The 15920-nt window shown below is 60.7% G+C and carries 14 protein-coding genes; 9 read left to right on the forward strand and 5 right to left on the reverse strand.

Annotation, left to right across the window (positions count from 1 at the left end; all coding sequences use genetic code 11):
• Nucleotides 1–616: 616 nt before the first annotated feature.
• Nucleotides 617–751 carry a hypothetical protein gene (locus KTR60_RS29235; protein WP_256082940.1) on the reverse strand — a complete coding sequence of 45 codons (135 nt, stop codon included), beginning with the start codon at nt 749–751 and terminating at the stop codon, nt 617–619.
• 484 nt (nt 752–1235) lie between these two features.
• Between KTR60_RS29235 and KTR60_RS26990 the strand changes: the two genes are divergently transcribed.
• Both KTR60_RS26990 and KTR60_RS26995 read left to right on the forward strand, forming a co-directional pair.
• Nucleotides 1236–2222, forward strand: coding sequence for a hypothetical protein (locus KTR60_RS26990; RefSeq protein WP_125052265.1), 987 nt, complete (start codon nt 1236–1238; stop codon nt 2220–2222).
• A 62-nt stretch (nt 2223–2284) separates the two neighbouring features.
• On the forward strand, nt 2285–3523 hold the full coding sequence (locus tag KTR60_RS26995; protein WP_151098393.1) for an HNH endonuclease signature motif containing protein: 1239 nt from the start codon (nt 2285–2287) through the stop codon (nt 3521–3523).
• Nucleotides 3524–3634: 111 nt separating this feature from the next.
• Here KTR60_RS26995 and KTR60_RS27000 read toward each other — a convergent pair whose 3' ends face one another.
• Nucleotides 3635–4477, reverse strand: coding sequence for an SDR family oxidoreductase (locus KTR60_RS27000; RefSeq protein WP_073512519.1), 843 nt, complete (start codon nt 4475–4477; stop codon nt 3635–3637).
• A 277-nt stretch (nt 4478–4754) separates the two neighbouring features.
• Here KTR60_RS27000 and KTR60_RS27005 point away from each other — a divergent pair, with 277 nt between their 5' ends.
• From KTR60_RS27005 to KTR60_RS27020, 4 genes are all read left to right on the forward strand, one after another.
• The gene (locus tag KTR60_RS27005; RefSeq protein WP_003943163.1) at nt 4755–5762 is read left to right on the forward strand and encodes an AurF N-oxygenase family protein; all 1008 of its coding nucleotides are present in this window, start codon (nt 4755–4757) and stop codon (nt 5760–5762) included.
• A gap of 33 nt (nt 5763–5795) precedes the next feature.
• Entirely contained in the window at nt 5796–7523 is a 1728-nt protein-coding gene (locus KTR60_RS27010; protein WP_064113617.1) for an FAD-dependent oxidoreductase, read from the forward strand.
• A 212-nt stretch (nt 7524–7735) separates the two neighbouring features.
• Entirely contained in the window at nt 7736–8212 is a 477-nt protein-coding gene (locus KTR60_RS27015) for a Zn-ribbon domain-containing OB-fold protein (protein ID WP_037126255.1), read from the forward strand.
• Nucleotides 8209–9399 (forward strand): lipid-transfer protein, encoded by a 1191-nt coding sequence (locus tag KTR60_RS27020; protein WP_030536146.1) that lies wholly within the window; start codon nt 8209–8211, stop codon nt 9397–9399. Before KTR60_RS27015 ends, KTR60_RS27020 begins: the two co-directional genes overlap by 4 nt.
• Nucleotides 9400–9429: 30 nt before the next feature.
• Here the strand turns inward: KTR60_RS27020 and KTR60_RS27025 are convergent, their stop codons facing one another.
• A complete protein-coding gene (locus KTR60_RS27025) occupies nt 9430–10236 on the reverse strand; it encodes an alpha/beta fold hydrolase (RefSeq protein ID WP_064075045.1) in 807 nt (268 codons plus the stop codon).
• A 99-nt stretch (nt 10237–10335) separates the two neighbouring features.
• On the opposite strand from KTR60_RS27025, the gene KTR60_RS27030 reads away from it, so the two are divergent.
• Nucleotides 10336–11352, forward strand: a complete 1017-nt coding sequence (locus KTR60_RS27030) for a helix-turn-helix domain-containing protein (protein ID WP_228401449.1) — start codon at nt 10336–10338, stop codon at nt 11350–11352.
• Here the strand turns inward: KTR60_RS27030 and KTR60_RS27035 are convergent.
• Both KTR60_RS27035 and KTR60_RS27040 read right to left on the reverse strand, forming a co-directional pair.
• Nucleotides 11337–12044 (reverse strand): ankyrin repeat domain-containing protein, encoded by a 708-nt coding sequence (locus KTR60_RS27035; RefSeq protein ID WP_228401450.1) that lies wholly within the window; start codon nt 12042–12044, stop codon nt 11337–11339. The genes KTR60_RS27030 and KTR60_RS27035 overlap by 16 nt on opposite strands.
• A gap of 50 nt (nt 12045–12094) precedes the next feature.
• Complete coding sequence (locus KTR60_RS27040) at nt 12095–12805, reverse strand: FadR/GntR family transcriptional regulator (protein WP_228401451.1); 711 nt, start codon at nt 12803–12805, stop codon at nt 12095–12097.
• A gap of 216 nt (nt 12806–13021) precedes the next feature.
• On the opposite strand from KTR60_RS27040, the gene KTR60_RS27045 reads away from it, so the two are divergent.
• Together KTR60_RS27045 and KTR60_RS27050 are read left to right on the forward strand one after the other, a co-directional pair.
• A complete protein-coding gene (locus KTR60_RS27045) occupies nt 13022–14461 on the forward strand; it encodes an aspartate ammonia-lyase (RefSeq protein ID WP_058038379.1) in 1440 nt (479 codons plus the stop codon).
• Nucleotides 14461–15906: an amino acid permease gene (locus KTR60_RS27050; RefSeq protein ID WP_228401452.1), complete on the forward strand. Its 1446-nt coding sequence runs from the start codon at nt 14461–14463 to the stop codon at nt 15904–15906. The genes KTR60_RS27045 and KTR60_RS27050 overlap by 1 nt, the downstream gene beginning before the upstream one ends.
• Nucleotides 15907–15920: the final 14 nt, after the last annotated feature.

The raw sequence follows: 15920 nt of genomic DNA on the forward strand, positions 1-15920 counted from the left end.
GGCAGATTGGAGCACAGAAGTACCAGGCGAAAAACCTGGAATTAAATCAACACCGCAAGCAAACTCGATCGATCAAATCCATCGGCAAGAACGCCGATCAACAAAGGAAATGACAATGGACGCTATTCTCTCCCTTCAAGATCTGTCAGTCGCCGCCGGCAACGTCGGAGATGCCGGCCAACTCGAGCAGAACGCGGCAATCAGTTCCCTCAGTTTCTTCTGCCTCTGACCTCAGGCCGATACCTCGGAGCAAGTCCGGGGTATCGGCTTTTACAATCCATATCGAAAAGAAAATACGGGTCGCCGCGTCGACTATCGACGAAGCGACCCGTATTGCAATGTCATTCCGCGCTGAACGAGGGAATCATCATGCTTCCCATCACTGCCAAGCCGCTGACATCTCGAAGCGAACCCAGAGCATTACTCAAGAAAGAAAAAAGCATCAGATACTCACCTCCTTAAGCTGCGAGTTGCCGGATCGGAAGGTCATCCCTGCACCCACCCGTCGCTCGACAATGCAGTCAGCATCTCGAAGAAGCTGACGTGGATCGCTGACAGTGACCCGGTGAAAAGACCAAAAACATCTTCCAAGGAACCCATTTTCGCCCTCCCTAATCTATTTGAACGGATTGAACGGGACGTCGAGGCCGAAGTCCACGGAGAGCGCGAAAGGCATTGTGATGATGGACTTGAAAGCAGTCAGCATCATGGGCAAGAGCGCCGAAACCGAACCCAGATCAGATGAATTCATCTCACATCCTCCTATTCGCTCGAGATTCCGACGAGTCCGTCGATGACGACTCCACCGGCATCGATTGACCCGTAGGCGAAATTCAGAATCGCCTGCAAGAACGGAACTAACATTTCCCACTCCTTCGCAACGGACATTCGCATGTCGTCGGTACTATTATCCGTCGCCCGTATTGCGGGATCTGGGGCCGAGCGATCACGATGTGGATGTAACCGTAGACAAAATCCTAGAACATGTGCCAGTTTTTGCGCTTTATTTCAAAGATCCCACCTTAAGTAGGATATTAGAAGATTTACTCATAGGTGAACTCGTACTTAAGTCCTACACAAAATGTCGAAATCTGGCGGTTCCGCGTGGCAGGCCCATTACAGAATGAACGGTATCGTTTCATCATGGAACGCATCCACACTTCACCGAGCTGCATTCGCCGATGATCTACGCGACCTGGCGGCAATGCCGAGGGCAGATCGTATGGTCACTGGCGATGATATTCCTCCTGATCCTGACAGCCGCACTTTCAGGCTGGTTCGTTCAGCGTTCGGGCGAGAGTTGGGACTTCGGCGACATCTGCTCACGCTGGTACGACGGAGGTGGCAGTTGCCGTGCCGACACCGCTCTCACTTTGACGACGCTTCTCGTACTCCTACTACCGTTCGCCTCAGGAATGCTGGTCGGCGTCACCACATTCGCCCGAGACTTCGAGCAGGGTCCCGAAAACCTCGATTTTCTCGAGTCCACCAGCCTTGTTCGATGGTATTTCTTGCGGGTCCTGGTGGTCTTCGTTCCCATCACCCTTGCGATGGCAGTCCTGGGCCTGGTGCTCGGCTGGACTCAGACGCTTGGCCGGGGACAGGCGGCAACAAATGAGGCCACCTCGTTTTCCTTGATGGAGTTCCCCAATTTTCAGACGACGGGAATCGTCGTCGGCGCCTACACCTTTTTAGCAATGACTACCGGCAGCGCAGCCGCATTGCTCATCCGCAACACCGTCTTCGCGATGGTCATGACTCTTCTCGCGTTCTTGATCGTGCCCGTCGCACTGAGCGCGACGATGCGCGAGCATTACTTGGCCCCCGACACTGAAGTGCAACCCATCGACGGACTGGCACGTGCAGCGGAATATGCACCGTCGCCGTATGAAAATCTCGACTCGAGGTGGGTCATCGATGCCGGCTTCGCCGATACGGATGGCAACATGATCGACGCCGATTACACAATGTGCTGGGGCTCAGACAATTCCGATCGCAAGCAGCAAGACCTCGAGGTCGACAACTGCCTTCGAGAACAGGGAATCGATCACTATGCCGTGATCTATCACCCACAGAGCCGGTACTGGCAATTTCAGTTCATCGAGACTGCCGTGATGCTGTTGTGCTCCGGGTTGATGGTGGCGCTCGCACTCGTCGGCGCACGTGGACTTCGTCGGCGACCCGCCTATAACCGACTGTCCGAAATGTCGAAATCGATTTGATAGCAGCAATTTTCGATCCACATTCTCTTGTGTTCGAAACTCTGTTCGATTATGCTTTCGGCATGGACAGTCGGGATGCGTGGCAGCTGGATGGCGAGGGCCTCAAGGGGGAGGTTCTGGATCTGGTGCGTGTCCGGCACGAGTTGCAGTCGCGGATGGTGTTGCTGATCGTGGAGATGTTTTCCCGGGACGTTCTCGGCGGGAAGGGTTTTCGGGCGATCGCGCAGTGGTTGCACGGGTCGACGAATCTGGAGATCGGTGAGTGCAGTCTGCTGGTCGGGTTGGCGCGGTTGTTGATGCTCGAACCCGTTGTGGGCGATGCGTTTCACCGTGGTGACGTGGATGCGTTGAAAGCCCGGCAGGTCGCGTCGTTCTGTCAGCATCCACCGAAGAACATGACCCCGGCCGATGTGGACAAGGCCCGCGGGATCCTGCTTGGCCTGGCGTCGCAGAACATCGCCGATTGTGATGCAGTGCGGGCAGCGATCCGCCGAATCGAGAAGCAGTACGGCAAGCGCGAGGACGGCGTCCCGGTCGGCGAGGATTCCGAACGTAACGAGTTCTACGCCTCGAAAGGCTTGTACGGGCGGGTCACTGTGAAGGGTGATCTGGATGCGATCAACGGGGCCCGGTTGATCACGTTGTTGTCGAGTCTGTCGGCTCCGACGCCGGAGAAGGACGGCGTGAAGGACACCCGTACGCCGGCATTACGACGGGCGGACGGGTTCTGCGAATTGTTGCGGCGGTACGAGCGGGCGGGGTTGGGTCCGATCGAGGGCGGGGTGAAACCGCACATCACGGTGACTGCGTCGGCGAAAGACATGACGGACCTGCAAGCGTTGAAAGACCTCTTGCCGTCGACTCAGGAACTGGGTTTCGCGTGGACGGATTGGGTGGGCCCCATCAGTATCGATACCGCGCGGATGTTGGCGTGCGACTGCACCGTGACGCGAATTTTGTTGGATGAGAACGGTGTTCCGCTCGACTGCGGCAAGGAAGCGAGAACAGCGACGGTTCCGCAAAGGCGAGCACTGGCCGTCCGGGATGGCGGGTGCGCGTTTCCGGGGTGCGGGACTCCGTCGGGGTGGTGCGATGCCCATCATATTGTTCACTGGAACGATGGTGGCCCAACAGATCTCGACAACCTGGTTCTGTTGTGTGGTCATCACCACCGGACGATGCACCACACCGAGTGGCGTGTCGAGATCGGACCGGATCGGAAGACGGTGTTCTATCCACCCATGTCGATCGATCCGTATCAACAGCCGATCGGCGGGAACAGCCCACCCACAGCAGCCTGAACCGCGACAATCGAATACATCAGCACCGGGGACGAACCATGCCCCGGTGCTGGTGCACGTTTCTGGTCAGATCCCAACCCCTCAAATCCCAACCCCTCAAATCCCAACCCCTCAGATCCCAGCCCTTCGCACGAGAGCGTCAGTGGCAGAAGGGGATACAACGTCAATCGCTCGTAACAGCCCCGCGTACCGCGGATACAGCTCGACGGGACGCGTATTGATCGCCCTCAAGATCCACGATGCAGCTTGATCGGCCGTCAGCGCCGGCTGGCTCACGTAATCCGCCGTCGGCGCGATCATCGGTGTTCGTATGAGTGGGAATTGCACTGTGGTGACATCGACACCGGTGCCGTGACATTCCGCGCCGAGGCTTCGGCCGAATGCACTGAGAGCAGACTTCGACGCGTGATAGGCACTGAACCTCGGCATCACGCCCGCAGTGACTCCCCAGGTTCCGACGTTGATGATGTGTCCGGACTTCGCCTCGAGCATCGCGGGCAGTAGCCGCAACGTCAGTCTTGTCGGCCCGAAGTAGTTCAGCGCCATGGTGCGCTCGTAGTCGTGGAATCGGTCGACCGAATCCAACGCGGTACGCCGGATCGAGCGACCCGCATTGTTGACGAGGATATCGACCGACCCGAATCGATCCGCGATCGTCTCCGCGAGTTCGTCAACGGCTTCACCGCGGGAGAGGTCCGCCGGCACGATGTGTGCCCATCCTCCCCTGCGGTGAATCTCGTCCCGTACGTGTTCGAGGTTTTCCTCACCGCGCGCGACCAGGATCATCTCGGCTCCCCGACGAGCCAAGAGATGAGCTGTCGCCTCACCTATCCCCGAGGAAGCTCCTGTCAGAACGATCGTCTTGTCGGAGAGCGTGACGCCGCGTGACGGAACAAGGGAGCGCAGACGCGTCGGCGGACTCAATGCAAGATTGCTGAGAATCGATCTGATCACGTCGGCCTCGGTTCGATCTTCGCGTGCGATTCGGTGCGAACCCGTCCCTGAACAGCCCACTTCGGACGCACCGCGGAAATTACTCAAAAGTAAGTTATGGCGCCGTTTCGGCCGTGTCAAGAATTCGTCGGGATTCAGGAGTATCTGCCACTAGCTTTTCCTGATACCTCGGGTTACATTAAATCCAGACCGAGTGCCAGCGATCACACAACCGGCCCTCGATTCCACCGAACACCGCGAGAAATACCAGCGGTGACCGAAACGAAGAGGAGACGCCATGACGCTCACATCGCCGCTCGACAAGCGCGGAGAAGCATCCGACGACTCGTACAACGAGACGCTTCGACTCCTGTCCGAGGGCTCGGTGCACAAGCACTTCGACCCGTACCTCGACATCGACTGGGACTCCCCCGAGTTTGCCGTCGTCCCGAACGATCGCCGCTGGATCCTCCCGGCCGAGACTGACCCGCTGGGCGCACACCCGTGGTACCAGTCGCAGTCCGAGGCCAGGCAGATCGAAATCGGCATGTGGCGCCAGGCCAATGTCGCGAAGGTCGGTCTCCAATTCGAGAACATCCTGATCCGCGGCATGATGCAGTACGTCTTCTCACTGCCCAACGATTCGGCCGAGGCGCGCTACTGCACGCACGAGTCGGTCGAAGAGTGCAACCACACGATGATGTTCCAGGAGATGGTCAACCGCATCGGTGCCGACGCTCCCGGGATGAGCCGTCCGATGAAGATGCTTGCACCCTTCATCCCCCTCGCTGCGGGTCCGTTCCCCGAACTGTTCTTCGTCGGTGTCCTCGCCGGTGAAGAGCCCATCGACCACATTCAGAAGAGCATCCTGCGCGCCGGCGGCCAGATCCACCCGATCATGCAGTCGGTCATGGCCATCCACGTAGCCGAGGAAGCGCGTCATATCTCGTTCGCGCACAAGCTTCTGAGCCGCCGCATCCCGCTGATGTCACGCCCGAACCGGTTTGTCCTCTCGCTGCTGTTCCCGATCGTCATGCGCATTCTCTGTGACGCCATCGTCATCCCGCCGAAGTCCTTCTGGAAGCAGTTCGACATCCCGAAGTCCGTGAAGAAGGACCTGTTCTGGGATCTGCCCGAGTCGCGACAGACCCTGCGCAACTACTTCGGTGACGTCCGCATGCTGGCCACCGACACCGGCCTGATGAACCGTGCCTCGCGCCTGGTGTGGAAGGCCTGCAAGATGGACGGCCGCGCATCACGCTTCCGTAGCGAACCTCACCGCAGCTCGCACAACGCCGCCGCGTAGCTCCCGGACAGTCGAGATCGGACTCATAGCGCCATGCCACACGTAGTCACGCAGTCCTGTTGCAGCGACGCCTCGTGCGTCTACGCCTGCCCGGTCAACTGCATCCATCCGACGCCGGACGAGCCGGACTTCCTCACCGCCGAGATGCTGCACATCGATCCGCAGGCCTGCGTCGACTGCGGCGCATGCGTCTCGGCCTGCCCGGTCGACGCCATCGTCCCCGAGTCGAAGCTGACCGACCCGCAGCGAGTCTTCCTGTCCATCAATGCGGACTTCTACAAGGAAGAGCGGCCCAGGCCGCTTCTCGCCAAGGTCATCCCGGCAGCCCACGTCGACAAGGGCCGACCGCCGTTGCGCGTTGCGATCGTCGGTTCCGGACCGTCGGCGATGTACGCCGCGGACGAGTTACTGACTCAGCCTGACGTGCAGGTCAACGTCTTCGATCGCCTTCCTGTGCCTTACGGCTTGGTTCGCGCCGGCGTTGCTCCGGACCATCAGAAGACCAAGCAGGTCACTCGCTTGTTCGACAAGATCGCCGCACAAAAGGGTTTCGAGTTCTACCTCAACGTCGAGATCGGCAAGCACATCTCGCACAGCGAACTGCTCGAAAATCACCATGCGGTGCTCTACGCAGTCGGCGCTTCGTCCGACCGTGGTCTCGGCATTCCGGGCGCTGATCTGCCTGGCACGGCCTCGGCCACCGACTTCGTAGCCTGGTACAACGGCCACCCCGATCACGCCGACGACGTCTTCGACCTCTCACATCGCCGCGCGGTCATCATCGGAAACGGAAATGTCGCGCTCGACGTCGCTCGCATTCTGACGGCCGATCCCGAGAAGTTGGCCGGTACCGACATCTCCGCTCACGCACTCGCCGCTCTGCGGAAGAGTCGCGTCGAAGAAGTTGTCATCGTGGGTCGACGCGGAATCGCGCAGTCCGCGTTCACGGTCCCCGAGTTCACCGGCCTGATGGCACTGCCGGACATCGAACTCTCTGTCGGACCCGACGACATGGTTCTCGACTCGGCCACCGAAGAACTGGCAAAACGCGGCGAACTCCCGCATGCCGTCGAGCAGAAGTTGCGTCTCCTCGAAGCCCTGAAGAACCGCGATCACGTCGACGTCGGCAACAAGCGCATCACGTTGCGCTACCTGCTCACGCCGACCTCGATCACCGGCGACGATCAGGTCAGCGGAATCGAGTTCGCGCGCAACGCTCTTGTCGACGCCAACGGAACCGTGCAGATCGAAGCAACCGGCGATACCGAGACCATCGATACCGGCTTGGTCCTCACCTCGATCGGCTACCGCGGAGTGCCCATCCCCGGCGTCCCGTTCGACGAGCGTGCGTCGGTCATTCCGAACGAGAACGGGCGAGTCCTCGAAGCTCCGAACGGAGATCCCGCCACCGGGGTCTACGCGACCGGTTGGATCAAGCGCGGACCGAGTGGGTTCATCGGCACCAACAAGTCCTGCGCGCAGGAAACGATCAGGATGCTCGTCGACGACTTCAACGACGGACGCCTGACCAACCCGGTCGCCGACGACTCCGCAGTCGATCGTCTGGTCCGGGCGCGACAGTCCGACGTCGTCGACCGCGAGGGCTGGCATGCCATCGACAAGGCGGAACTGGAACGCGGCGCTGCGCACGACCGTGTCCGCGAAAAGGTTCTGGATCAGGTCGAGATCACCTCCATCCTCGACGCTGCGGCCCGGGTGAAACCGGCGCGTCGATTCGGTCGACCCGTTCGCGCTCGCTGATCCGCTACAGGTAAACAGCTACTTTCACGCACACGGCCCCGCCTGCAGACTCGTCTGCCCGGCGGGGCCGTCTGCGTTCCGGCAGCGTCCCACTCAGCGAAAATTTTTGCCCGTCAGCAGCCGAAATCGTGTAATACTGCAACCTGTTCCAGTAAGCGGCACAGCGGGCCCACGATCCCCCGGATCAGGCTCGCCAACCAGATGAGGATTGCATGAGCGAGACTGCAACGCCGGCGCCGAACGGGAGTGTGACGCCTGCAGTAGAGGGTTGGTTCACCACCGGCGACGAACCTGCTCTGATCGGCACGAAGTGCCAATCCTGCGGCACCATTTCCTTCCCTCGTGAGGCGACGTTCTGCAAGAACCCGAGCTGCTTCAGCGAGGAGTTCGACGACGTGGAACTCTCCCGTAGCGGCACTGTCTGGTCGTACACCGACGCGCAGTACCAGCCCCCGCCGCCGTACATCCCGCGCTCGGATCCGTACGAGCCTTTTGCTCTCGCAGCAGTCGAGCTGCCCGAGGGGATCGTCATCCTCGGCCAGGTGGCCGACGGATTCGGCGTCGACGATCTCAAGGTCGGCAATACCGTCGAATTGGTTGTCGAGCCGCTGTACACCGACGAAACCGGAGTACGTACGACGTGGCGCTGGAAGCCTGTCGCCGCAGCTGATCAGGAGTTGCAGTCATGAGCAAGGACGTCGCAGTACTCGGTGTCGGTATGCACCCCTGGGGCAAGTGGGGGCAGTCGTTCGTGAAATACGGCGTTGCGGCCGCTCGCGCCGCGCTCGCCGATTCGGGTGTGAATTGGCAGGATGTCGACTTCATCGTCGGCGGCGAGACCGTCCGCAACGGGTACGGCGGATACGTCGCCGGAGCCACCTTCGCGCAGGCACTCGGCTGGAACGGCGCTCGCGTCGCCACGTCGTACGCCGCGTGTGCGACGGGAGCCCAGGCACTCGACACCGCTCGCGCACGAATCCTGGCCGGCCTCAGCGAAGTTGCCCTGGTCGTCGGCGCCGACACCACGCCGAAGGGCTTCCTCGCTCCCGTCGCCGGTGAGCGTTGGGACGACCCGGACTGGCTGCGCTTCCGCCTCATGGGTATGACCAACCCGGCGTACTTCGCGCTCAACGCGCGTCGTCGCATCGACCTCTACGGCGCCACCGCGGAGGATTTCGCCAACGTGAAGGTCAAGAACGCCAGGCACGGGCTGAGCAATCCGAATGCGCGCTACCGCAAGGAAGTCACCGTCGAGAACGTGTTGGCCTCCCCCGTGGTGTCCAATCCCCTTCACCTGCTCGACATCTGCGCGACGTCCGACGGCGGCGCCGCAATCTTGCTGACGTCGATGGAATACGCCCGCAAGATGGGCATCGCGGAACCTGTTCGCATCAAGGCTATTTCGACGGTCACGCCGACGTTCCCCCAGACGATCATGGACATGCCGAACTTCTCCACCGATTCCAGTTCCGCCGTTCCCGCTCCGGAGCGCACGTTCAAGGAATCCATCGGCTACGCCGCATACGAAGAAGCCGGGATCTCTCCCGAGGACGTCGACGTCGCCGAAGTCTACGACCTCGCTACCTCCGTGGAACTGGACTGGATCGAAGACCTTGCCCTCTGCAAGCGGGGCGAGGCCGAGCACCTCCTGCGTGCGGGTGACACCAGTATTGGAGGCCGCATCCCGGTCAATCCGTCCGGCGGTCTCGCGTGCTTCGGCGAAGCCGTTCCCGCACAGGCACTTGCGCAGGTGTGCGAGCTCACTTGGCAGCTTCGTGGACAGGCCGAAGGCCGTCAGGTCGAAGGCGCCCGCATCGGTATCACCGCCAACCAAGGTCTGTTCGGACACGGCTCCTCGGTAATCGTTTCCGCCTGACCCTGTTCTACTTTCGTGGCGGTCGCACACTCACCCGTGAGCGGCCGCCACGATCACGTCTGCCACTGCCCCTGGCCGGGAAACCAGCGATGCGTGCGAGGTCGGGAGTTCGCTGGTGTTCGCGCCCATCCGGTTTGCCATGAACCGCTGCGCCGATGCTGGGATCACGCGATCCTCACCGGCAACCAGATACCAGCTCGGTGTGTTCGCCCACGACGGTGGCCCGCCGAGCTCGAGGTTCGCCCACAAAGCCGCAGACTTCTGATGCGCCAACATCGTTGCCGCTGTCTCGTCGGAAACATCCTGAGCGAAGACGGAATGGAAATACTCGTCCGTGACGTAGCCGTCGACGTTCTTCCCGCCGATCGCGTGAGGATCGTCGACGATCTTCAATCCCAGAGCCGGAGGAAGCAATTGGCTGCCAGGAAACCTGATGGGATCGATCGTGATCTGCACCGGCTCACCCTGAACCGGAGCAAACGCCGCGATGTACACCAACGACTGCACCTTCGGGTCGTGAACATTGGTGATCACCGCGCCGCCGTACGAGTGTCCGACGAGCACGACAGGTCCGTCGATGTCCGCAACCGTCTTCTCGATCACGGACGCGTCGTAAGCGGGCCCGCGTAGAGGATTGTCCGGCGCCACGACGCGATAGCCACGCGAACGTAGGTCGGCGGCAACGCCGTCCCAACTGGTCGCGTCGGCAAAAGCGCCGTGGACGAGAACGACGGTTGGCTTGGGGCTCGCCACCGCAGCGCCGGAGCCGAAGATCACTCCAGCCGCGACTGTCATGAGTAACGCCAGAACTGCGGTGAATACACGTGAGATCTTCATGCGTTTCCTTCACTCTCGTCGAAAAGCGAGAAACTGCGGTAGGCCGGGACACGCCCGTTTCGATCCTAGAAATACCTGCTGCGACGGACGTGACTGTCCGTGCAGACTTTTGAGCTCACACTGCACAACTTCTGGTTGAGCGTCCGCATCGCGGGGTATCAGGGCTGCATGGCTTTGCTCCTGGATACTTCCGTGTTGGAGCCTGACCAACGCGCGGACGCCTTTGTCGACGCGATGGGTCGTGCCTCGGTCCCGTGTGCAATCCACTTGGAGAACCCGGAACGGGTGAGCGCGAGAATGAACGTGTGGAACCTCGGTGCAGCATCACTGTTCCGCTCCGAGTCGACCGGTATGCGGTTGACCCGAACACCACGTCACGTCCGGTCCGCGTCGATGCCCGTCCTTGCGATTGCCCTGCAGGAGATCGGGATCGGCCATCTAGATCAGCACGACGAACAACGCAGAGTGCCCGCCGGTGAGCTGTTGATGACGGACCTGACGTCGACCTACGATTTCTCCTGGCCGGGAACGGGCGCTTCCCAGTGCCTCTACGTTCCGATGGATCGGCTGGGACTGCCGATCGACACCGTGCGGGACGCAGCTACCCGGCCTCATCACAGCAATCTGTACCCCGTGATGATCGCGCACGTTCGTGAATTGTTCCGCAGCGCCGCTCTGTTGGAGACCGATCCTGCCGCCGAACAATTGGGCGAGGCCTCGATCGAACTCGCACGTGCTTTGGTCGCTTCGATCGCACATGCGAATCCTGACGCATCCGCTCCGAGATCGGCCCTTGCCATGACTTCGATCCGTCGATACATCCGTGAACACCTTCACGATCCGACACTGAATCCCGCACGAATTGCTCACGCCCACAACATCTCACTGCGACAGCTGTACAAGATCTGCTCGGACAACGGCTTTCGGCTCGAACAGTGGATCATCACCCAGCGCCTGCAGAAGGCTCGGGACGAACTGGCTCGACCCGCTACCGTCGATCTGCCGATCGCGACCGTTGCGCACCGGGCGGGGTTTGTCGACGCCGGACACTTCAGCCGACGCTTTCGACAGGCCTACGGGCTGAGCCCGACTCGTTGGCGTCAGCTCCGCGATTGAAGCAGCGCCACAACGTCTGACTGACCACGACTTTCGGCATTGTCCAACGCGGTCTTCCCCGATGCATCGCGGATCGAGGGATCTGCCCCCGCGTCGAGAAGCTGAGTGATCACATCGATATAGCGCGCCGAACCATCGCCGTACACAACGGCTTCGAGTAGCGCCGTCCACCCGGGATCGTTGACGTGATTGACCGGAACCCCGGCAGCGATCAGCATCCGGACGCTCTCGACATGCGCGTGTTCACTCGCGGGAATCAGCGCCGTACCGCCGTAACGGTTCACGCTGTCGACGTCCGCGCCGTGGGCGAGCGTGAGCGCCAGAATCTCGTTCAAACCCTCGGCTCCGGAATACAGGAAGGCCGAATCCTGTATGGAATCCTTCGCGTTCACGTCTGCTCCGGCAAGAATCAACGTAGAAGCCGCAGCGACAGCGTCGTTCTTGGCGGCCTCGACGAGTGGAGTCCGTTCGCCCTCGCCGCGAGCTTCGATGTTCGCGCCCGAAGCCAGGGCCGCGGTGATCGCTGCCGGATCATTGCGGTCCACCGCATCGAAGAGCGCGCGTTCGGATTCCGGCGTCGATGGTGGATTTACACCCGTAGGCGGTACAGCTGCCGTTGTTGGTGCTGACGCCGCGGTTGTCGGCGTCAGCGGGGTGTCGGACGAACTGCAGCCGGCCAACGCCCCGGTCACTGATACCGCGAGGATAACGCAGACGAGGACAGACCTACCCGGAAGCGCCGTCACATCGGATTACTTTCTTGGACAAGAGTTTCAAGCGTCATCCTGACGGCGTCCAGATGTTCGGCCATCGCCCTGGAGGCGTGGTCGTAACTGCCGGATGCGATTCCTTCGACTATTCGTTCGTGTTCCTCGTTCGACCTTTCCTGGCGACCGGCAACAAGATTGAGTGTCTCGGACTGCCTTGTCAACGCTTCACGAATATCGACGATTACCGACTCGAAGACCCGATTCCTACTGGCTTTCGCGATCAGTCCGTGGAACTGCGCATCGAGTGCGACCCATACGAGCGGATCATCCTCGTCACGCATCTGCTGGACCAGTCCGCGGAGGGCCGTCAGTTCCTCCGCTGTGTGCCGTTGGGCAGCCCACCCTGCGGCCGGAATTTCGACATGCGGCCGCGCTTCGACCAACTCGTTGGCCGCGTAGCTGCCGAAGTCGAGGTCTCGCGCTATCGAATCGCTGACGACGAAGGTGCCGAGCCCGGATTTCGTCTCGGTGAGCCCGAGGGCATGGCACGAGCGCAGGGCTTCACGGATGACCGATCGACTGACCCCGTGTCTTTCGGCCAGGGACGCCTCGGACGGGAGACGCTCTCCGACTGCCAGTTCGCCGGAGGTTATTGCGGCACGGAGGTCGGCGAGAACCGCCTCGGCAGCACTCACCCGCGAGGCGACGGGTCGCCTGGTGGCCCAGCTGTCTGACAGGTTCATGCCGTCATTGTTGCGACTGCCGAAGTCCCGCGTCAAACATCGCACTTGATGAAGGGTTGACGTGCCGGAGTGAGCGAGGTAACAATTACACCTGTCAGACAGCCTGATAGCCCGATAGCAGGGCGGGACTATAACTCGACCGTCAGCGCTGCGATCCCGAAATACACCCACCGCGCAGAGTGATGCTTGCGCGAAGAGACACGAGGAATTGATCAAGTGCTCGAAACGCGAACAGAACACGATCTGCTCGGCGATCGCGAGGTTCCAGCCGATTCGTACTGGGGTATCCACACCTTGCGCGCAATGGAGAACTTCCCGATCACTGGTCGAACAATCTCCACGAACCCGCATCTGATCCGCGGCATCGCTTACGTCAAGTGGGCCGCAGCCAGCGCAAACGAAAAGCTGGGCATCCTCGACCGCCCGCGCGCGGAGGCCATCTCACAGGCATGCAAGGAGATCGTGGACGGGCGGTGGCACGAACAGTTCGTGGTGGACGTCATCCAGGGTGGCGCCGGCACGTCGACGAACATGAATGCGAACGAGGTCATCGCCAATCGCGCGTTGGAAATCCTCGGCCACCAGCGCGGCGACTACGAACGGCTTCACCCCAATGAACACGTGAACCTGAGCCAATCGACCAACGACGTCTACCCCACGGCCGTGAATATCTCGACGATCTTCGCGATCGATGACCTGCTGGATGCACTTCTTACACTCCAGAACGCATTCACGACCAAATCTCTTCAGTTCGCCGACACAGTGAAGATGGGACGCACCCAACTGCAGGACGCCGTGCCGATGACCCTGGGTCAGGAGTTCGGGACCTACGCGGTCATGATCGAGGAGGATCGGGCGCGTCTGGCTGAGGCCGCTCTTCTCGTTCACGAGATCAACCTCGGTGCGACTGCTATCGGCACTGGCCTCAACGCACCCGCCGGCTACGCCGAGGTGGCCTGTTCCGACCTGGGCGCACTGACCGGACTGCCGCTGGTGTTGGCAACGGATCTTGTCGAAGCGACCCAAGACGTGGGCCAGTTCGTCCACCTCTCCGGCGTCCTCAAGCGGGTCGCTGTGAAGTTGTCCAAGGTGTGCAACGATCTCCGGCTGCTCTCTTCGGGCCCGCGAGCCGGATTGAACGAGATCAATCTTCCACCGGTGCAGGCAGGTTCGTCGATCATGCCGGGCAAGGTCAATCCTGTCATTCCCGAAGTCCTCAATCAGGTCGCGTACGAAGTCATCGGCAACGACGTGACGATCACGATGGCTGCGGAATCCGGTCAGCTCCAACTCAACGCTTTCGAGCCGATCATCGTGCACTCACTGTCCGAAGGAATGCGACACCTCGGTGCGGCTTGCCGCATTTTGGCGGACCGGTGCGTACTCGGCATCACGGCTAACACCGAACTGCTGCGCGCCCGAGTCGAAGACTCCATCGGCCTCGTCACCGCGCTCAACCCCTACATCGGATATACCGCGTCCACTCGGATCGCCCAGGAGGCGTTGATTTCCGGGCGTCGCGTCGCCGATCTCGTAATCGAAGCCGGCCTGCTCGACCGCGAGGAACTCGATCGGTTGCTCAGCCCCGAACATCTCGCCAATCTCCGCGTTTCGGGGGAGAAGCCTCATGCCACCGCTGTTGCGGAGGAGGTTTGATGACCGTCGAACGGGAAGAGACAGGCCGCGCCGAAGTTGCCACTGAGGAGGATCTCGGATATCAGAAGGCGCTCGGCCCCAGACAAATTCAGATGATCGCGATCGGTGGCGCGATCGGAACCGGCCTTTTCATGGGGGCGGGAGGGCGACTACAACAGGCGGGCCCGGCCTTGGTTCTCGTGTACGCGCTGTGCGGATTCTTCGCGTTCCTGATCCTGAGGGCGCTCGGCGAACTGGTGATGCACCGACCGACTTCCGGATCCTTCGTTTCCTACGCACGCGAATTCTTCGGCGAAAAGATGGCTTTCGCTGCGGGCTGGTTGTACTGGATGAACTGGGCAATGACTGCCGTGGTCGACGTCACGGCTGTGGCGTTGTACATGAACTTCTTCAAAAAGTACTGGGCGCCACTGGGACACATCGATCAGTGGATGTTCGCTCTGATCGCGGTGTTGCTGGTTCTCGGACTGAATCTCGTGTCCGTGAAAGTCTTCGGAGAGTTGGAGTTCTGGTTCGCGTTGATCAAGGTCGTGGCCTTGACCGCATTCCTCGGGCTCGGTGTCTATTTCGTACTCTTCGGCACGCCCATCGAAGGGCATTCCTCCGGATTCAGCCTGATCGCCGACAACGGTGGGCTGTTCCCCAACGGAATACTGCCGGCAGTCGTGGTGATTCAGGGCGTCGTGTTCGCCTACGCTTCAATTGAACTCGTGGGGACCACGGCTGGAGAGACCGAAAATCCCCGGAAGGTGATACCCAAGGCGATCAACACAGTGATCATTCGGATCCTCGTCTTCTACGTGGGGTCGGTCCTGCTGCTCTCACTGTTGCTCCCGTACACCGAATACCACGCCGGTGAAAGTCCATTCGTCACATTCTTCGGTTCGATCAACATCCAAGGCGCAGATGCGATCATGAATCTGGTCGTTCTCACGGCGGCGTTGTCTTCCCTCAATGCCGGATTGTATTCGACCGGACGAATACTCCATTCGATGGCGACGGCCGGTTCGGCGCCTGCCTTCGCTGCCAGAATGAACAAAGCCGGAGTGCCGTACGGGGGAATCGCACTCACCGGCGTGGTCATCCTGTTCGGCGTCGGGCTCAATGCTGTTGTCCCAGCGCAAGCCTTCGAAATAGTCCTCAATCTTGCGGCACTTGGCATCATCAGTGCATGGGCGGTAATTGTGCTGTGCCAGTTGAGGCTCTGGCAACTTGCGAAACAAGGCAAAGTCACTCGCCCTGCCTTCCGCATATTCGGCGCACCGTACACCGGGATCGCGACACTGGTCTTTCTTGCGGTCGTTATCGTGTTGATGGCATTCGACAACCCTGTTGGAACGTGGACCGTCGGATCCATCGCGATCATCGCACCGCTCTTGATGATTGGTTGGTACGCCGCCAGGAATCGTATTCGCGAGTTGGCCATCCACCACCCCGCAGCTTGACGTGAAAGGACCAC

Source organism: Rhodococcus sp. C1, from assembly GCF_020809065.1.
GTDB classification, from domain to species: domain Bacteria; phylum Actinomycetota; class Actinomycetes; order Mycobacteriales; family Mycobacteriaceae; genus Rhodococcus_F; species Rhodococcus_F qingshengii.

Bases quoted from the DNA above. Each gene is read 5' to 3' on its own strand.
- KTR60_RS29235 (WP_256082940.1), bottom strand. From the start codon at position 751: ATGAATTCATCTGATCTGGGTTCGGTTTCGGCGCTCTTGCCCATGATG.
- KTR60_RS27010 (WP_064113617.1), top strand. From the start codon at position 5,796: ATGCCACACGTAGTCACGCAGTCCTGTTGCAGCGACGCCTCGTGCGTC.
- KTR60_RS26990 (WP_125052265.1), top strand. From the start codon at position 1,236: ATGATATTCCTCCTGATCCTGACAGCCGCACTTTCAGGCTGGTTCGTT.
- KTR60_RS27040 (WP_228401451.1), bottom strand. From the start codon at position 12,805: ATGAACCTGTCAGACAGCTGGGCCACCAGGCGACCCGTCGCCTCGCGG.
- KTR60_RS27050 (WP_228401452.1), top strand. From the start codon at position 14,461: ATGACCGTCGAACGGGAAGAGACAGGCCGCGCCGAAGTTGCCACTGAG.
- KTR60_RS27015 (WP_037126255.1), top strand. From the start codon at position 7,736: ATGAGCGAGACTGCAACGCCGGCGCCGAACGGGAGTGTGACGCCTGCA.
- KTR60_RS27020 (WP_030536146.1), top strand. From the start codon at position 8,209: ATGAGCAAGGACGTCGCAGTACTCGGTGTCGGTATGCACCCCTGGGGC.
- KTR60_RS27005 (WP_003943163.1), top strand. From the start codon at position 4,755: ATGACGCTCACATCGCCGCTCGACAAGCGCGGAGAAGCATCCGACGAC.
- KTR60_RS26995 (WP_151098393.1), top strand. From the start codon at position 2,285: ATGGACAGTCGGGATGCGTGGCAGCTGGATGGCGAGGGCCTCAAGGGG.
- KTR60_RS27025 (WP_064075045.1), bottom strand. From the start codon at position 10,236: ATGAAGATCTCACGTGTATTCACCGCAGTTCTGGCGTTACTCATGACA.